General features: G+C 38.6%; 14 protein-coding genes. All 14 read right to left on the bottom strand.

Going from position 1 to position 15,204, the window contains the following annotated elements; translation table 11 throughout:
• Window positions 1-62 precede the first annotated feature (62 nt).
• Window positions 63-689, bottom strand: a complete 627-nt coding sequence (locus DN748_RS15285; protein WP_317047436.1) for a transposase — start codon at window positions 687-689, stop codon at window positions 63-65.
• Between the two features lie 175 nt (window positions 690-864).
• On the bottom strand, window positions 865-1,896 hold the full coding sequence (gene darG, locus DN748_RS15280) for a type II toxin-antitoxin system antitoxin DNA ADP-ribosyl glycohydrolase DarG (RefSeq protein ID WP_112372707.1): 1,032 nt from the start codon (window positions 1,894-1,896) through the stop codon (window positions 865-867).
• A gap of 11 nt (window positions 1,897-1,907) precedes the next feature.
• Window positions 1,908-2,537: a type II toxin-antitoxin system toxin DNA ADP-ribosyl transferase DarT gene (gene darT, locus DN748_RS15275; protein ID WP_236636887.1), complete on the bottom strand. Its 630-nt coding sequence runs from the start codon at window positions 2,535-2,537 to the stop codon at window positions 1,908-1,910.
• A 480-nt stretch (window positions 2,538-3,017) separates the two neighbouring features.
• Window positions 3,018-3,557 (bottom strand): hypothetical protein, encoded by a 540-nt coding sequence (locus DN748_RS15270; RefSeq protein WP_146746625.1) that lies wholly within the window; start codon window positions 3,555-3,557, stop codon window positions 3,018-3,020.
• A 74-nt stretch (window positions 3,558-3,631) separates the two neighbouring features.
• The gene (locus DN748_RS15265; RefSeq protein WP_236636886.1) at window positions 3,632-4,096 is read right to left on the bottom strand and encodes a hypothetical protein; all 465 of its coding nucleotides are present in this window, start codon (window positions 4,094-4,096) and stop codon (window positions 3,632-3,634) included.
• A 221-nt stretch (window positions 4,097-4,317) separates the two neighbouring features.
• Complete coding sequence (locus DN748_RS15260; RefSeq protein WP_112372703.1) at window positions 4,318-5,052, bottom strand: DUF7003 family protein; 735 nt, start codon at window positions 5,050-5,052, stop codon at window positions 4,318-4,320.
• Window positions 5,053-5,083: 31 nt separating this feature from the next.
• A complete protein-coding gene (locus DN748_RS15255) occupies window positions 5,084-5,935 on the bottom strand; it encodes a restriction endonuclease (protein WP_161554576.1) in 852 nt (283 codons plus the stop codon).
• Window positions 5,936-6,248: 313 nt separating this feature from the next.
• Window positions 6,249-9,200, bottom strand: a complete 2,952-nt coding sequence (locus DN748_RS15250) for a type I restriction endonuclease subunit R (protein ID WP_112372701.1) — start codon at window positions 9,198-9,200, stop codon at window positions 6,249-6,251.
• A 1-nt stretch (window position 9,201) separates the two neighbouring features.
• The gene (locus tag DN748_RS15245) at window positions 9,202-10,071 is read right to left on the bottom strand and encodes a type II toxin-antitoxin system YoeB family toxin (RefSeq protein ID WP_112372700.1); all 870 of its coding nucleotides are present in this window, start codon (window positions 10,069-10,071) and stop codon (window positions 9,202-9,204) included.
• Between the two features lie 2 nt (window positions 10,072-10,073).
• A complete protein-coding gene (locus tag DN748_RS15240) occupies window positions 10,074-11,207 on the bottom strand; it encodes an AAA family ATPase (protein ID WP_112372699.1) in 1,134 nt (377 codons plus the stop codon).
• On the bottom strand, window positions 11,200-12,378 hold the full coding sequence (locus DN748_RS15235) for a DUF262 domain-containing protein (RefSeq protein ID WP_112372698.1): 1,179 nt from the start codon (window positions 12,376-12,378) through the stop codon (window positions 11,200-11,202). The genes DN748_RS15240 and DN748_RS15235 overlap by 8 nt, the downstream gene beginning before the upstream one ends.
• A gap of 34 nt (window positions 12,379-12,412) precedes the next feature.
• The gene (locus DN748_RS15230) at window positions 12,413-13,453 is read right to left on the bottom strand and encodes a virulence RhuM family protein (RefSeq protein ID WP_112372697.1); all 1,041 of its coding nucleotides are present in this window, start codon (window positions 13,451-13,453) and stop codon (window positions 12,413-12,415) included.
• 9 nt (window positions 13,454-13,462) lie between these two features.
• Window positions 13,463-13,876 carry a GxxExxY protein gene (locus DN748_RS15225; protein ID WP_112372696.1) on the bottom strand — a complete coding sequence of 138 codons (414 nt, stop codon included), beginning with the start codon at window positions 13,874-13,876 and terminating at the stop codon, window positions 13,463-13,465.
• A 25-nt stretch (window positions 13,877-13,901) separates the two neighbouring features.
• Window positions 13,902-15,200 carry a restriction endonuclease subunit S gene (locus tag DN748_RS15220; RefSeq protein ID WP_161554575.1) on the bottom strand — a complete coding sequence of 433 codons (1,299 nt, stop codon included), beginning with the start codon at window positions 15,198-15,200 and terminating at the stop codon, window positions 13,902-13,904.
• Window positions 15,201-15,204 lie beyond the last annotated feature (4 nt).

Here is a 15,204-nt window from a genome sequence, read left to right as displayed (position 1 = left end):
TTCCGTTTGAGCCAAAGTCAAATCGGAAACCAGAACAGCTAATATTATTATCAATTTTTTCATCAATACCCGCTACCGCACGATTGTATCGTGTGGCCTAAACTATCTATAACGTTTCTTTCTTTAACCAAAATACTGAAAAACAATAATATGATCCAACAGCCCTTTTCCTCCTGCATAGTCCGTCGCACTGCTGTAAAGATAATCCTGTGGCTTGAAAACCAAGCCCGCTCTCCCACCGGATTGTTATGGACATAGCTTACCTTTTCCTGTATAACCTTGTTGCTCCACAATTCAATGGGCTTGTTGTCATGTCTCCAAAACTGATGACTGTCTACATTGGACGATTTTTCCGCCACTTTTTTAAACTGTTCCAACAAAAACTCTTTTCTGCTTTCCCGTGGGTTATTCTGTATGGCCTTTACCACGGCTTTGCTTGTAAACCGCTTAAAGTCGCCCAACAGCAAGGCAGGATGTTGACCCTTTACGCTCCTGAAGACCAAATGCACGTGGTTGGTCATGATGCACCAGGCTATTATTTCCATACCTTTCTGCTTTTGGCAAAAAGATAGGCTATCGAGCAATATGTTCTTGTATTGTTTTCTTGTGAAAACGTCCAGCCACTCCACTACGGCAAAACTTACAAAGTACAGGCCTTCGGGATTGCGGAATTTGTAGTTTCTGCTCATAGGTTAAATGTACAGATTTTTCATTTTCGGAAAAATAGGGCTATGAGGAGGGTTCAGAGAATTAATTAAAGATAAAAGATACCACACGATACAATCGTGCGGCAGCGTGGGTGGTGCTTGCCGAAATTAGATACCTTCGCTGAGCTTGCAACACTTCAAAGAACAGGTGAATAGATTATTGAAATGTAGCTTCTTGAAGATGTTTCATAGTCATATTAATATATTTTGGATTGGAAAACATACTACGTTTTCTATCGTTCCACTCCTCTAGTTTTTGAAAGACAATTTGCTTGTCGAAAGTTTTTTGTTCATTAATTATATAATCTATGGAAGATAATAGTTCAAGGGCAAAGTCTGAGTAAAAACCATTTAAAAAGTTAATCGTTTTTTTTGCAATATTCAGAAGATCGGGATTACTTTCAATATGGTTTTTAACAGTTTCATAACCGTCTGCGACTAAGGTTAACGGTTCAAAAGGCTTTTTATTCATATCACTATACCCCATGATGTAACTTCCGTTTAAAGCATTCAACACAAATCTTACTTTACCCGAATAAGGCCCGTAAAAATAAGGGGCAAATTCAAGGTTAAAATATTTTTGTGCTCCAAATCTTTGTAGAAAATAACAAACCTTTTCACTTGAGAATTCAGAGGCATATTCACCATTTTTCACCAAATCATAAAGCATATAAAGGAGTAAAGCTCTGGCGTCGGTCAATTTTACTCTTTCCTTTTTCAAATGCTCCTTTATTTGCGTCGTTGGCTCATATACGAAAATATCGATATTAAAATTTTGTAGTTTAGTCTCTATTATTTTTTTTACCTTTTCCCATTCCAACCCTCCATTGCCTGCACCGAGAGGAGGAATTGCTATACTTTTAATTTGCTGCGTTCTAATTATCCGAATTAGATCGTCCAGTCCTTCTTCTATGTATACATATTCCGAAGGCTTCCGCCAATGTTTTTTTGTTGGAAAATTGACAATGATTTTTTCTCCTGTATCCAGGTTGGAATCCTGTGTGACAAATAATTTACCAACTTTAATTTCACCATTTTTACAAGCTTCGACATAGGCTTTAAAATTATTCGGATATGCTTTTTTAAATTGTAGCGCAATGCCCTTACCCATAATACCAACAGTGTTTACAGTATTCACTAAGGCCTGTGCACTGCTTTCAAAAATATTTCCTGTTGTATACTTTATCATGGTCTTTTGTTTTAATGATAATAAGCTTTGGGGATAATCTTAATTTTTTCTTCTTCAACTCCCATAACTATTAACCTTTGTTTGGCAGTTTCATTATAACAACCAAAACCAATCAAATAGTTGGGAGAAATGTCGTCTGCTACTAAAAATTCTGCTTGCTTTTTCCGCTTTAGATTTAAGTTATCCTGTCCTCCCCAAAACTTAGCCTTCACGGCTTTCCAATCTATCGAGGATGGAAGATCCTTTATTTTACTTCCGTCAAAAAAAGTAGTTAAATTATCAGTGGCATGTCCATCAGTAAAATAAATGGTGTTATTTGATTGAACTATATCGTATATTGAACAAGCCAAATATACAATATCTTCTGCAGGTGTAGCCGTCCTCACAAAATTTCCCCCGTTTTGCATAACGTAAAGCATAGGCATTTTAACCCCAAAATAAAAAGGAATAAAATCGCCTAAAACAATTGTTGGTGCATTAAGGTTAGGAAAATCACCGTTATCTACACTAACTCTTTTAGTATTTCTGGTGTCAATTAAACTGATATCCCCTATAGTTACAAAATTGTCGTTAGAATTGGGAGAATCTTTATGAGTAACACCATGTTGTAGAATATGTGGTATATTCTTAATGTGGGTCATACGGTATATTTTTATTTGCCGCAATTCCATCTGTTTTGTTTTACACAATTGTACTTTTAAAAGTACTAATTTTATATCAGGATGTTGTAAAAACCAAAAAGCACCAACCAATAGCCATCAAGGTTACAGAGACTCAACCGTCCAACAAATATTATTTATACGCTTTTCCCCTCGTTTCAACGGGCTCCACTTTTGCCACCTACCCGGCTTTCTCTTTCGCCTCCGCCAAAACCCGGGCCGGTATTTCCTTTATAAGTCGAAAATAATACGGTTTACAGTCTTTCCGAGTTCTTAACATTTTCGTCAATGGGCACGTATTGGCTGGTCATGGATGTGCTATGGGCTGTAAAGTTAGAGACAATGAACACTTCGTTGAGCGGGTTTAAGGTACAATCGTGCGGCAGCGGGGGGCTGCAAAGCCAGAGACATTCGCATAGCTTGCAACACTTCGAAGAGCAGGGAATAACTTTATCCTGTTTATTATTCCATAATTTTTATTTTTCCTTTATCTAAATCCACAGTATATTTCAGTTCAAAAGTTTGTCCCTTATCCAAATTATTGACATCAAAACTATACAACAGGAATTCATACTTTTCATCGCTCAATTTATGGAGTTTCGTATAATTTTGTCGCTTGCTTTTTCTCCATTTTTCAAATAATTGAATAATATTTTTGTGCGAATTCGAAATTTCTACAGCGTTTTGTATCCGCCTGATTTCCGCCAGCAAATCCGCTTCAAACTTTTTCTTAGAGTCCGTATGTCCGTTGGCATCCAGATAGCTCCAGACTTGATTGTTGTGGGTTTCCACAGCATCAATCATGTCTTCCGGAAATGTGTCTCCTGCAATCCCCTTTATTCTAAAAGGCCATTTTTGCTCCACAATGCGTTCGGCATTTGAGTTGACAAAATTCCCGATACTGAACAGTGTCCAGATTTCAAGCGTGTCAGTTTTTTGTTCCGTTTGAGCCAAAGTCAAATCGGAAACCAGAACAGCTAATATTACTATCAATTTTTTCATCAATACTCACAATGCTATTATAGGGGGTGGTCCCAAATACATCATGAAGATGGAACCGATGATGTCAACGCGTTTTATTTCATTGTTTGTGTCAGGTACACTATGCCAAAAATCCAACCTGTATAGAGTATAGTATAAGCCAGCGAATACATTGCTGAAATCCCAATGTCTCCCTTCGTTTCCGTTGATTTATTAAAAACAAACTTTAAAGCCCTGAAAAAAATCCAATACAACATGGCGAGGATTATAAAAATCGAAAACCAAAATACAGCTTCTAATACGACCAACAGGACAATAAAAAGTATCGTAACCCCAATCCAACATAAGATGGAAATGATCAACCCGCTAATTCCATCCCCGACAGAAATACCCGGTGTGTCAAAAGTGGGTGCTGTATGTCCGATAATATCCCCTTTTTTAAAATTCCTGAACTTTGGAAAATTGTCAATCAGTCCGATTCCTTTATAAAGCCCGTAAGTCATAAACAGGAAAAGCGTGGTTGCAATGATCCCTAAGGATAAATACAGGTTTGAAGTCAAATTCCGGTTGTAATTTATTCCGGTTAAATAAACGGTCAGTATGGTAATCCCGATGACGATCAAAGAAACTACAAAAACTGATTTTCCCTTTAAATATGTCTGTTTAGCTTTCAGTGGTGTGTGTTTTTGCTTGTCGGTAAACGTTAAAAATGCTTTTATATGTTAGATTCTCGTTTCTGATGTGCTCAAACGAGGAATAGTTGGGTGTTATTAGAACCTTTTTATAATGCACCTCCGTCCGGCCAGTTTTTCCAATGGTTATTGGGGGCATTTGACGGCTTATAATGTTTTGTTTGTCCGGTTTCCAGAACCCTGGCTATTTGTTTAAACGTTTCATTATTACCTGGAAGTTCGGAAGCAGCACAGTCCGGATGATTCCATTCGGTCAATTCCATAATCCTGGGTAAATCTGCTGGGACCCTTTCCCTGATTTCTTTTTCGGTGGCAAAAAAATCATGGTTGCGTTCCGGCACTAAACCTCTTAAAAATTCCCAGATAAAAATCTTATTTTCTTCTTTCAACTCAATTCCCTTTTTAAGATAAAAGTCCCTGTTATGATTAACCGGAATTTCCTTTTCCCGCAAAGTCATGGTTTTGGCATTGGGATTTAAACTTTCCATATATTCTTCATCGAAAGTTGGTATATCCGGACTATTGCCCGTTATATAAAGGAAATTGGCATTGGCCATTCCCGGTTCGGTGTTTATGCAATTCCCAAAAACGTGGAGCGCGTTGGTAATTCCATTGTGCCCACCACCGCGATAGCTAAACCCGACTACTTCTATGATCAATGCCCATCTTTTATCGTCCCGGTAAGCGGTCAGTTTAGAGGTCACTGGATATACATATCCATTGTCGAGCATCGGGAAGGTAAAATCCTTGGCACATTTGTTCAACTGCCTTAAAATATCCCTGGCTGAATATTCCTGTTTTTTCTTGAATTTAAAGATATTCATTTGTATATATGGTAGTGGTCTCGTATGCTCCTCAGTTTTGGGATAGGTTCCAAATCAATCCACTCTTTGACATGGTCAAATTCCTCTTATCGAATAGCTCCTTCATGATCATCCAGACCTGATCGGTCAGTACGAATGACCTTGTCTGGCTTTGATCGGTCCTGGAAACAAATCCGGTTATCGCAATCTTTTCTATAGCAATTTCCTTATCTCTGAGCCTCCAGAACAGCTTTCCGGTGAAGGGAACGTTTATGGTAGCAGCCTTCAATAATTCTCCTCGATCTTTCAGCTCATTAGAATATATTAGGATGTACTTGCTAAAGGGAATTTCCCTGCCGTAAGAATCATAAAGTTTGGCATAGCACATTGCCATGACCTCTTCTTTTCCAGTGATAACCTGACTGCCAAAATCAATACTTGTAATGTTTGCTCGCTCCAACATGATGTTCGAACGGATATCCAGGATTCCCACCTCAAAAGTCCTTTTAAAATCCCTGTCATTCTCTTGGGCCTCCCACAGCTCGACCAGTTTTATGCCCTTGTGCGCGGCATACAAAAGCGTATTCTTCGTAAATCCCGTTTTACAAACTATGATCCCATTTTCAATTCCAGCATCCTCCATGACACCCCAGAGCTTTATCACAGTATCATTTGTTACTTTTTTCTTTATAAACTTACATTCGATGGCAGTCTGGTGTTTTTTCTTACCATCCGACTGCTCTGTCAGTACATCTATCTGATAAGTTGCTCCAGATTTGCCTTTGACCTTGCAATTCCGGCCATACCCTATCACCTTGATACCGTATTTTTCGCCCATCGCCCCGTAGATGTATTTAGTGATGGCCTCATATTCCTCCCAGTCTAGCTCGTTTTTATCGGACATTGTTTTCAAATTTAGGATATAGCCTGTGTTTTTACTGGATTGCAAATATACTATTGAGGTTATGCGAAGAGGAGGTAAAGAGTACTGCCTTAGCATAACCTTTTTTCTAGTGTTATACTTGGGGGCTGTTTCCGTCAGACTCAAACGGGGGCTGGGGCTGCAAGATTTCGAAGAGCGAGTTTCCTAAACTCCACTGGCGGTAGCGGGGCGATACAATTGCGCACCAGCGGGGGCGGTAGCTGGGGTTTTCTTCCGGCTCTAATATTTTGGTCAGAAATATGTTTTGTTCCGTACTGATCCATTTCCTTACAGGTTATGAATTCTTTCGAGTACTCTTTTTTTGATTCCAAATCTTATCAAATACAAAGTCTAAATACTGGCGTTTGAAATCTGGGTCATCCGTGAATTTTTTATACAAATCGGTGAATTGGAAAATCACATCCTGCATCAAATCCTCTACCTTTTTATCAGAAGTGATTTTTGCGTTTTGCTTGTCACTGTTTTTAACTGCGTTGACTGTGGCCTCATCACGGGCAAAATCGGCGGGTAATTGCTCGAACAGGAATTTCTTTACCTTATCATCATCCGTCCAGTTATCAATGCCAAACTTTGTATTGAACTCTTTGAGGATAGCATCCAACTCATTAAAGCCAAGTTCCCCTTTTTTGCCCTTCATTACTGGTGGAGTAGGGTCTAATTCTTCATCACCACTTAGTTTGATGTTCTCTTGTGTTGTTCGGGTCAGTCTGTAACTATCCAGGTCTATTGCTTCCAGAATGCCCTTGGCTAAGTCCTCAATTTCCTCCGGCTTGATTTTAGGAATCAGGAATTTCAGAAACCAATACAGTCTTTCCCAATAAGAATTATTGAAGGATAGCAGCTTAGAAAGGAATGCATACGTTCTAAAGAAGGATTTCGCCTTTACATAGAAATCAATCTGGGCATCTTCATTTAGTTCAGTTTTATACTCCGCAACGCATTTATCAATGATCGGGTCTAATTCCTGCCTGTCTGCTTCTTTGAAATATAAATCGGTGAAATTGACTACATCATCCTGAGAATAGACCTGAGCATTGTCTAAGGCATCTTGTAAATCATTGAGTTTATTGGCGTCTGTTTCTTCACTTAGGACGGTGGTAGTATAGAAAGGCTCAAATGCTTTTTTAATATCCTCGGTGGTATTGAAGAAATCCATCACAAAGGTGTCTTCCTTGTAAGGTTTGTAAGCTCTATTGAGTCTTGATAAAGTTTGTACCGCCTGAACATCCGCTAATTTTTTATCTACATACATGGTATGCAATAGTGGCTGGTCGAATCCTGTTTGAAACTTATTAGCTACTATCAGGAAGCGGTATTCCTTTTTCTTGAACTCAGTTGGAATGTCATTGCTTGGGAAACCGTTTAATCTGGCCTCATCCCAATCTTCTCCGTCTATTTCTTTTGTGCCTGAAAAAGCTACAATGGCTTTGTATGGTGAGTTGATTTCTTTCAGATACTCGTTGAAAGCCTGATAGTAAAGAATGGCGTTTTTGATGCTTTTACAAACTACCATTGCTTTTGCCTGACCATTGATGAGCTTTCTAATGTCCGCATGAAAATGGTCTAACATGATTTTAGACTTTTCCATAATGGAGAAAGGATGGCTTTCTACATAAGCACGTAGCTTTTTGTTGGCTTGACGGGTTTCAAACTCCGGGTTGTCTTCAACAGCTTTATCTAATTTGTAGTAGGATTGATAGGTGGTGTAATTCTTTAGCACATCAAGAATAAATTCTTCCTCGATGGCCTGCTTCATGGTATAATTATCAAAAGCCATGAATTTACCCTCGGCTGTCTTTTCACCGAAGGTTTCCAATGTCTTGTTCTTGGGGGTGGCGGTAAATGCAAAATAGCTCCCGTTTTTCAGCATTTTGCGGTTCTCTATCAATTCATTGATAATATCCTCAGAGGTTGGTGGTTCAGGTTCATCACCGTATGGTACTTCCTTATCGGACAGCACCCAATTCATTTTACTGGCCGTTTCACCGCTTTGGCTGCTATGAGCTTCATCAATGATGATGGCGAATTTCTTTGCCTGTAAAGCTCCGATTTCATCTATGATAAAAGGGAACTTCTGGACTGTGGTAACAATGATTTTCTTCCCGTCTTCGAGAGCTTGTTTTAATTGTCTGCTCCCTTTATCAATAGCTTCAACGACACTACTTACCTGAGCAAATTGCTTGATGTTGTCTCTGATTTGCTTGTCCAAGACACGCCTGTCCGTTACTACAATAACACTATCGAAAACGGTCTCTGTATTCTCACTATCGTGTAAACTCACCAACTGGTGTGCTAACCAGGTAATAGAGTTTGATTTGCCTGAACCAGCTGAATGCTGAATAAGGTATTTTTGGCCAACACCGTTTTCTTTGGAATGGTGCAGCAGCTTTTTTACCGCTCTGAGTTGGTGGTATCGGGGAAAAATCAGTTTGCGCTTAACCTTTCCTGTGTCTTCGTCTTTTTCTTCAACAATTTGAGCAAAGTTTTCGACTATGTTGCTCAGGCTGTCTTTGGTCAATATATTTTTCCAGAGGTAATCAGTTTTTAAACCTTCGGAGTTTACCGGATTGCCTGCACCATCATTATTTCCCTTGTTAAAGGGGAGAAAAAAGGTTTTTGTACTGTTGAGACGTGTGGTCATATAAACCAAATCGGCATCTACAGCAAAGTGAACCATACATCGGCCAAAGGCAAACAAGGGTTCTTTCGGATCTCGGTCTGTTTGGTATTGGCGAATGGCGTGTTTTACATTCTGACCCGTCCATTGGTTCTTTAATTCAAATGTGCTCAATGGCAAACCATTGATAAACAACACCATGTCTAAAGAGTTGCTGTTCTCCAGACTGTAGTACAACTGTCGGGTAACAGAAAAAATGTTGCTGCTATAATGCTTCTGAGCTTTATCGTTAAGAAGAGAAGTTGGCTTTTTAAAGTAGAGCTGTACTCTTAAATCCAAATCCTTGACCCCATTGCGAAGTATTTCAATGATACCTTTATGGCGAATTTGGTCTGAAAGACGTTTCAGGAATTTGTCTTTGCCTCTTTTGATGATGGTATCATGGGCATTGGGTTGCGTTGCTGCCAAAAACTCGAACAACAGCTTTTCATTGATGCAGAGGTCACGATCATAGTCGGCACTATAGCTTGCAATAAAGCCATTGTGGTTGATTAAATGCTTTTCTATGATCGTTTCTAAGCCCTTTTCTGATGTATCTGTTGTATGCATACTAATGGAATTTATAGTGGCCTTTGCAAGCAATAAATGTTACCACGTTATTTTCTACCGTGTAGCTTAACCTGTCCCCATCAGGATAGCTATTCGATATTCTTTTGGAGGCTTCTTTGCCTCGATTCTTTAAATTTTCTGTCTGACCCATGCCACCAGTGAACGGATGTAGCTCAACATCTTTCATAAGTGCCAAAGTGTATTTATAAAGCTTTTGGTTTTCTTTTTTCCAACCCATAAGTTGAGTAAAGAAATCATCCTCGAAATGAGCCGAATACTTCGTATATCCCAAATATTTGCCCAAAGCTTCTTTGTCCTCAATTTTACCTGCTAATGAAACACTGACCCAATCTTTGAATTGTTGAGATTCAAGATGATCTGATTGACAGATATTGTTGACTGAAAAACTTGCGCTTTCAGCTTCTTCTGCTCCAATCCTTGTTAGATTGATTTTCAGGTTATTCCAAAACTCATGAGTGTTTAGACTGATGGTTGGAACGGTTTTAATATGAGCTATCGGAAAACCGTAAGGAGCTTCTGTAGTTGGGCAACCCTCATCAGTTATACGATATTCACTTGAATAAAATTCTTCTAATTCAGCATCTGTCAAGTCATCCAGATAAGGAGGATTAAGAAAAGTTATTAAAGCCCTTTTCAAGTCTTTATTTTCCAATAAGTCTAAAAGCTGAACGAAGTTTATTTGCTCTATCACCGCTTGGTTGGATAGATTATTCTGGAACAAAATATTCTTAAACCCAACAACTTCTTTAGCCTTTTTAAATGTGCCAATCATTGTCCTAAAGTTCATTTCAGCAACTTGGACAGACTCGGTTAGAGGAAGCAGGGAAAGCTCATTAAAAACTAACTGCATCCTCAAAATAATTTTAAAAGTTGATTACCCCATTCGTCAAGCAAGCCTTCTGGTTCTTCGGAAAGCGTCCCATTCTTATCCAAGACAATGTCGGTTATGGCTGAGTATTGCTCTTGCTCCTCCACAATCTTTTTGAAGTAGAAAAGTCTTGCCTTGTCTTTGCTTAATTTCTCTTCCTTTATGCCTACACGAATACCGTTTACAATATGGTCGCTATGAGTCTCTATGATAATTTGCACATCGTTTTGTGCTACCAAGGCAATCAATTTTCCTAATTCTGCCTGACCTCTTGGATGGATGTGGCTTTCAGGGTTTTCGATAATAAGCAGGTCACCTGATTTTGCTTTTAATAAAGCTGTTACTACATGGAGAACATACGAAATACCGAAACCTACATTTTCAGGTTTAAATGCATTTGTTTCTCCAAAGGTTGGTTGTTTGTATTCAAATGCCAACTGTACGAAATCTGAGGTAAGATCTGTTGTTTTAATTTGTACTTCTGGGCTTATTTCACTAAGCCATAAATTTACTTGATGAATTAGCCTTTTGTCTTTAAACCTCTCATTCTTGTTATTTACTGAAATAATCGTGTCTGGGTGTATGCAATTTTCAAAAGCGATATTTTCATCTCCATTTACTTCCAAAAAATGCACAGTGTACTCTCCTTTTTTTCCTATGTTTCTGTCTATAGTTATTGAAGAATAACTTTTACTGTGTAGTGATTTTGGTTCTACACGTTCTGCGTTTAAATACTGAAAGTTTTTCGTAAATAGAGCTTCATCCATTGGTATATTCAAGCTTTTAGATGAATCTTTGACTTTCATTATGTCTGAGTCAGATTTATACTCAAAAACCAAGTTTAAAATCTTGGATTCTGAAAATTTAACTTCAAAAGACATATCTTCTTTTGCATATTGATAGAGTGCATCTTTTGCCTTCCCGATTCTTATTAATTTTTCATCATTCAGATTAATGTGCTCAGTTATATGCCTTTGACTTTGTCTCAGTAATAATAGACTTTGAGTGAAAGAGCTTTTGCCCTGTCCGTTGAGCCCCAAAAGCACATTCAAATTCCGAAGCGCAAACAATTTGGACTTGATGGATTTGAAGTTTTTAATTTCTATACTACTAATCATGTTGAATCGCTTGATTAATTAATTCCCTGATTTTGTTGTGGCGTGTTGCAACCTTGGTTTTATCACCTGTACCACTGGTTACTGCTGAAAAGAAAACCTCATTATTGGTGAGTTCTTCTTTTAGCGTGGTTTTAAATGCTGCTTTGTTCTCCTTTAAGCGGGTGGCTTCATCTTCTGATAGCAATGCCAGTTGAGTAGAAAGCGCATCAAATAGGGCTTTGTTGATGGGAGGGAGCCTTTTATTGCCTGTGCGCACTTTTCTGAATGCTTCGTCCCCGAATATGGTTTTTGCCAGTTGCATGGATGCTTTAAAAGCATTGGATATTCGCTCTAATTCCTCCTCGGATTTGGAGTAAATCTCTGCCATTGCCTTGCTCATGTAGGAGTCTAAATCATAGCCAAATTCTTTTGTGCCATAATTCTCTACACCCAACAGGTAAAATCCTAAGAAACGATTGGCAAAATCTCTGTCGAGCATCCTGTCCGTTTTGATTTTATTTGCGGTGGCATCCTTAAACGCTTTGATGTTTGCCAATTCATAAATAAAAGTGGCTGGTCGCCCTTGGAACAAGGCGTGGCGAATCTCCTGCGCTTCCAGAATGAGACCGCCCGTATTGATTCGTTTGAAGATATTGAACTTCACATCGGTTGGTGTGCCCGGCATGATTTTGTAAATCACAACCTGTGCTTCTTCAATTACTCGTTGAAGGTCTTCAGGTAAATCATCCCAATACTTGCCGTTGAGATGCGTTAAAAATTCCAGATTAGTTAAAGCCTGACTTTTATCTACTACAAAGTTGCGAATACTGCTTAAGCGTTGTAATCCGTCCACCACCAACCAGTTATTATCATCGCTTGCATCGAAAAAGAAGGCCGGTAGCGGGAAGCGAATAAGTATGGATTCTATCAGGCGGCTTTGCTTGGTTTTATCCCAAAGGTCGTCTTTGCGCTGAAAGTAAGTTTCGGTATTCATTTGAATACTTTTCCTTTCAATGCGCTTGATTAAGGTATCTAATGAGGGCGTTTTGGTTTCTATCTTGATGAGCGTAGGGTCGAATGGCTTATCCATCAACAATACCTGGTCATCCACCTGCTCTTTCTCTGTACCATCACCAGCGTCAATGATAGTGTTATCTACCTCTTCTTCTGATATGTTATGAATGTTATCCATTTTCGATTGCTAATTTTTTCTGTTGTACTATTTACTACTTGTCTTTCGATTTTCCTTTCTTCAATCCCTTCACCATTTTATCAAAATCGGATTCTATTTTCTGGGTTTTGTTAAACTTGTCGTATTCGGCATGGGCTTTATTTTCGGCCTGTTTTTTTGACTTTTTGCCTGGGCCTTCTAACACTTTGTACTCATTAAATTCCAAGAACTTGTTGACACTCAATGCCAACTGCTCCATCGTGAAGGTATTCTCTCGTTCTATCAGCCCTTCTATATAATCAAAATAGCCGGTTACCGTACGTTCCAGTTGTTTGATTTCTTTTTCCTGCAGGTAGTTTTTGGCAATGCTGGTATCTGATTTTAGGATTCTGCCTTCGGGAGCATTTTTCCAGGTGGTTAAGCCCATGTTTTCTTTTTTGCTGTCGGCTTTCAAGAAAATGATTTCGGCTGCTGTTTTGCCTGTGATGGCAAAGTGAAATTTGTTTTGAACCGTGGCGTAAAATTCTTTGGTAATGGGCGATTGCGGGTCGTAATCGATGCTACACTCGGCAAAGATGTCGGTTACCTGCTGGTAAATTCTGCGTTCGCTGGCACGGATGGAGCGGACACGCTCCAATAACTCTTTGAAATAATCTTTGCCAAACAGTGTTTTGCCTTGCTTGAGGCGTTCATCATCGAGGGTGAAACCTTTAATGATGTACTCTTTTAAGGTTTTGGTAGCCCAGATACGGAATTGGGTGGCCTTGGCAGAGTTTACCCGGTAACCCACGGAAATAATGGCATCTAGGTTGTAATATTCTAAATTACGGGCGACCTCCCTGTCGCCTTCTGTTTGAACTGTTCGGAATTTCCGAACAGTTGCCTCCCTGTCCAACTCACCACTGTCATACACATTGCTAAGATGTTCACTGATAGTAGATTTGGCTACCCCAAAGAGGTCAGCTATTTTTTGTTGTGTAAGCCAAACGGTTTCGTTTTGCACATAAATCTCCACCTTCACTTCACCCGAAGGAGCAGTGTATAAAATGAACTCACTCAGCTCATTATTTGATTTTACAGGCTTGTTGCTATTCATTGTCTTGAACTATGATTTTATGTGATTTTTTGACGGACTTTGATTGGGCTTCATTACTCTTTTAAACTGTAAAGAAGTATTACCAAAATTGATTAGCAGACCTATTTCCATACCATAGGCTTCTAAATAATTGATGGCTTGAGCCAAATGCACATCTTCCAATTCCTTTACTGCTTTTATTTCTAACATTATTCTGTTTTCAATAAAAAAATCTACTCGCCTTGTTCCTATATCATACCCTTTATATTTTAAATCCATTTCTTGTTCTCTTACGTGAGAAAGGTTTTGCATATTCAACTCTATGGACAATGCCCTTTGATACACGACTTCTTGAAAGCCATTTCCTAAATGCTTATGCACTTCCATCGCACAGCCTATTATTTTGCCTGTTAAATCGGAATATTTATACTTTTCATTAATCATAGTATTCAGACAATCATTTTAAAAATCATAGTTCAGACACTTTTAACTTCCCCAACACCGCTTCGGCTATCATGGCTTCCCGATACTCTTTGATGAGTTCTATTTCTTTCTCTGCTTTCGCAATGGCCTGGTCTATTTTGGCGGTTTCAGTTTTGATATAGTTATAAATCATTACTTGTTCTTCGATTGGAGGCAAAACAATTGGAAGGCTTTTCAATAAATCCTGACTCATTGAAGCACGTGTTATGATATTCATTTCCTTCACGAAATACTCTCGCAATAATTCATTTCTAAAGTAGTATGTACTATAACCTTCAAAAAGAAGGTTTTCTGTAGGTCTGAAACGAATTAAAAACCCTGAAAAAGTTGCATTAGGAATTGTTTGGTGGCAAGTCGAAGCGATGGCGATTTCATCTACAATTTCTGATGTTCGTGTAAAAAAAACGTCTCCTTTTTCAACCGAACAGTTAGCTTGTTCTTCTTCTGTGGATTCGACTAAACCTGATGGGATTTGAGGTAAAATCTCATTGTTATATATATCTCCGTAACCGAAAAAGGGGAAGCCTTTTCCAAAAAATTCCCCTCCTTTATTTAGCCCATTTTGACATTGCCCGCAGTATCTTAATTTTCTTACCTCCCAATGCTCAGGAATATCCCCCAACCATTGAATGCCGCTATCCTTTAAGGTTATGTCGGGGTTAATACCTTTAGTAACTGCACGGCTAATAACCGCCTGCCGTTGCTCTTTGAGTAGCTCAATAAAAGCTTGCTTTTTCCGGATGAAGTGTTTTATTTTTTTGGATTGCCTGTCTAAATAATTGGCAATGGCGATTTGCTCTTCTAAAGGGGGCAAAGGAATTTTAACAGCACCAAATTGGCTATTTGTAAGAGTTGTCCGAACTCCTGTTCCTTGTACCATTAAAGACTTATTATAATCTTGCTGTAAGAAAAAATAGTAGTAGAATTTTGAATGAATATTTTTCTTGGGTATAATGTTGGTGTATGCAGAAGTAATAATTCCTTCATTTTCACAATGTCCAACAATCCGTGGTGTTACATCCATATCAAAAAGACAAAGTACAATGCTGTTGGGTTGAATAATCATGTATTTATCCATGGAAAGTGAATGTTTTCCTTTTCTACTTTCCATATCTCGAACAATTACTCCATTGCCTTTTACAGATAATGAAAGAACTTTGAAATCATTGTAGTTTTCTCCAACAACTTCACATGAGAAGTTGAAATAATTCTTTACTCTCTCCAATTTCCAATGAGAGGGTAATTCAGGCATCCAAGGTATATACGTTTTATATGTATGTTTCATCTCC

It is taken from the genome of Sinomicrobium soli, assembly GCF_003285545.1.
Lineage (GTDB): Bacteria > Bacteroidota > Bacteroidia > Flavobacteriales > Flavobacteriaceae > Sinomicrobium.
This window is presented reverse-complemented; position numbering and strand designations above follow the sequence as displayed.

Bases quoted from the DNA above. Each gene is read 5' to 3' on its own strand.
- DN748_RS15285 (WP_317047436.1), bottom strand. From the start codon at position 689: ATGAGCAGAAACTACAAATTCCGCAATCCCGAAGGCCTGTACTTTGTA.
- darG (WP_112372707.1), bottom strand. From the start codon at position 1,896: ATGATAAAGTATACAACAGGAAATATTTTTGAAAGCAGTGCACAGGCC.
- darT (WP_236636887.1), bottom strand. From the start codon at position 2,537: ATGACCCACATTAAGAATATACCACATATTCTACAACATGGTGTTACT.
- DN748_RS15270 (WP_146746625.1), bottom strand. From the start codon at position 3,557: ATGAAAAAATTGATAGTAATATTAGCTGTTCTGGTTTCCGATTTGACT.
- DN748_RS15260 (WP_112372703.1), bottom strand. From the start codon at position 5,052: ATGAATATCTTTAAATTCAAGAAAAAACAGGAATATTCAGCCAGGGAT.
- DN748_RS15255 (WP_161554576.1), bottom strand. From the start codon at position 5,935: ATGTCCGATAAAAACGAGCTAGACTGGGAGGAATATGAGGCCATCACT.
- DN748_RS15250 (WP_112372701.1), bottom strand. From the start codon at position 9,200: ATGCATACAACAGATACATCAGAAAAGGGCTTAGAAACGATCATAGAA.
- DN748_RS15245 (WP_112372700.1), bottom strand. From the start codon at position 10,071: ATGCAGTTAGTTTTTAATGAGCTTTCCCTGCTTCCTCTAACCGAGTCT.
- DN748_RS15240 (WP_112372699.1), bottom strand. From the start codon at position 11,207: ATGATTAGTAGTATAGAAATTAAAAACTTCAAATCCATCAAGTCCAAA.
- DN748_RS15235 (WP_112372698.1), bottom strand. From the start codon at position 12,378: ATGGATAACATTCATAACATATCAGAAGAAGAGGTAGATAACACTATC.
- DN748_RS15230 (WP_112372697.1), bottom strand. From the start codon at position 13,453: ATGAATAGCAACAAGCCTGTAAAATCAAATAATGAGCTGAGTGAGTTC.
- DN748_RS15225 (WP_112372696.1), bottom strand. From the start codon at position 13,876: ATGATTAATGAAAAGTATAAATATTCCGATTTAACAGGCAAAATAATA.
- DN748_RS15220 (WP_161554575.1), bottom strand. From the start codon at position 15,200: ATGAAACATACATATAAAACGTATATACCTTGGATGCCTGAATTACCC.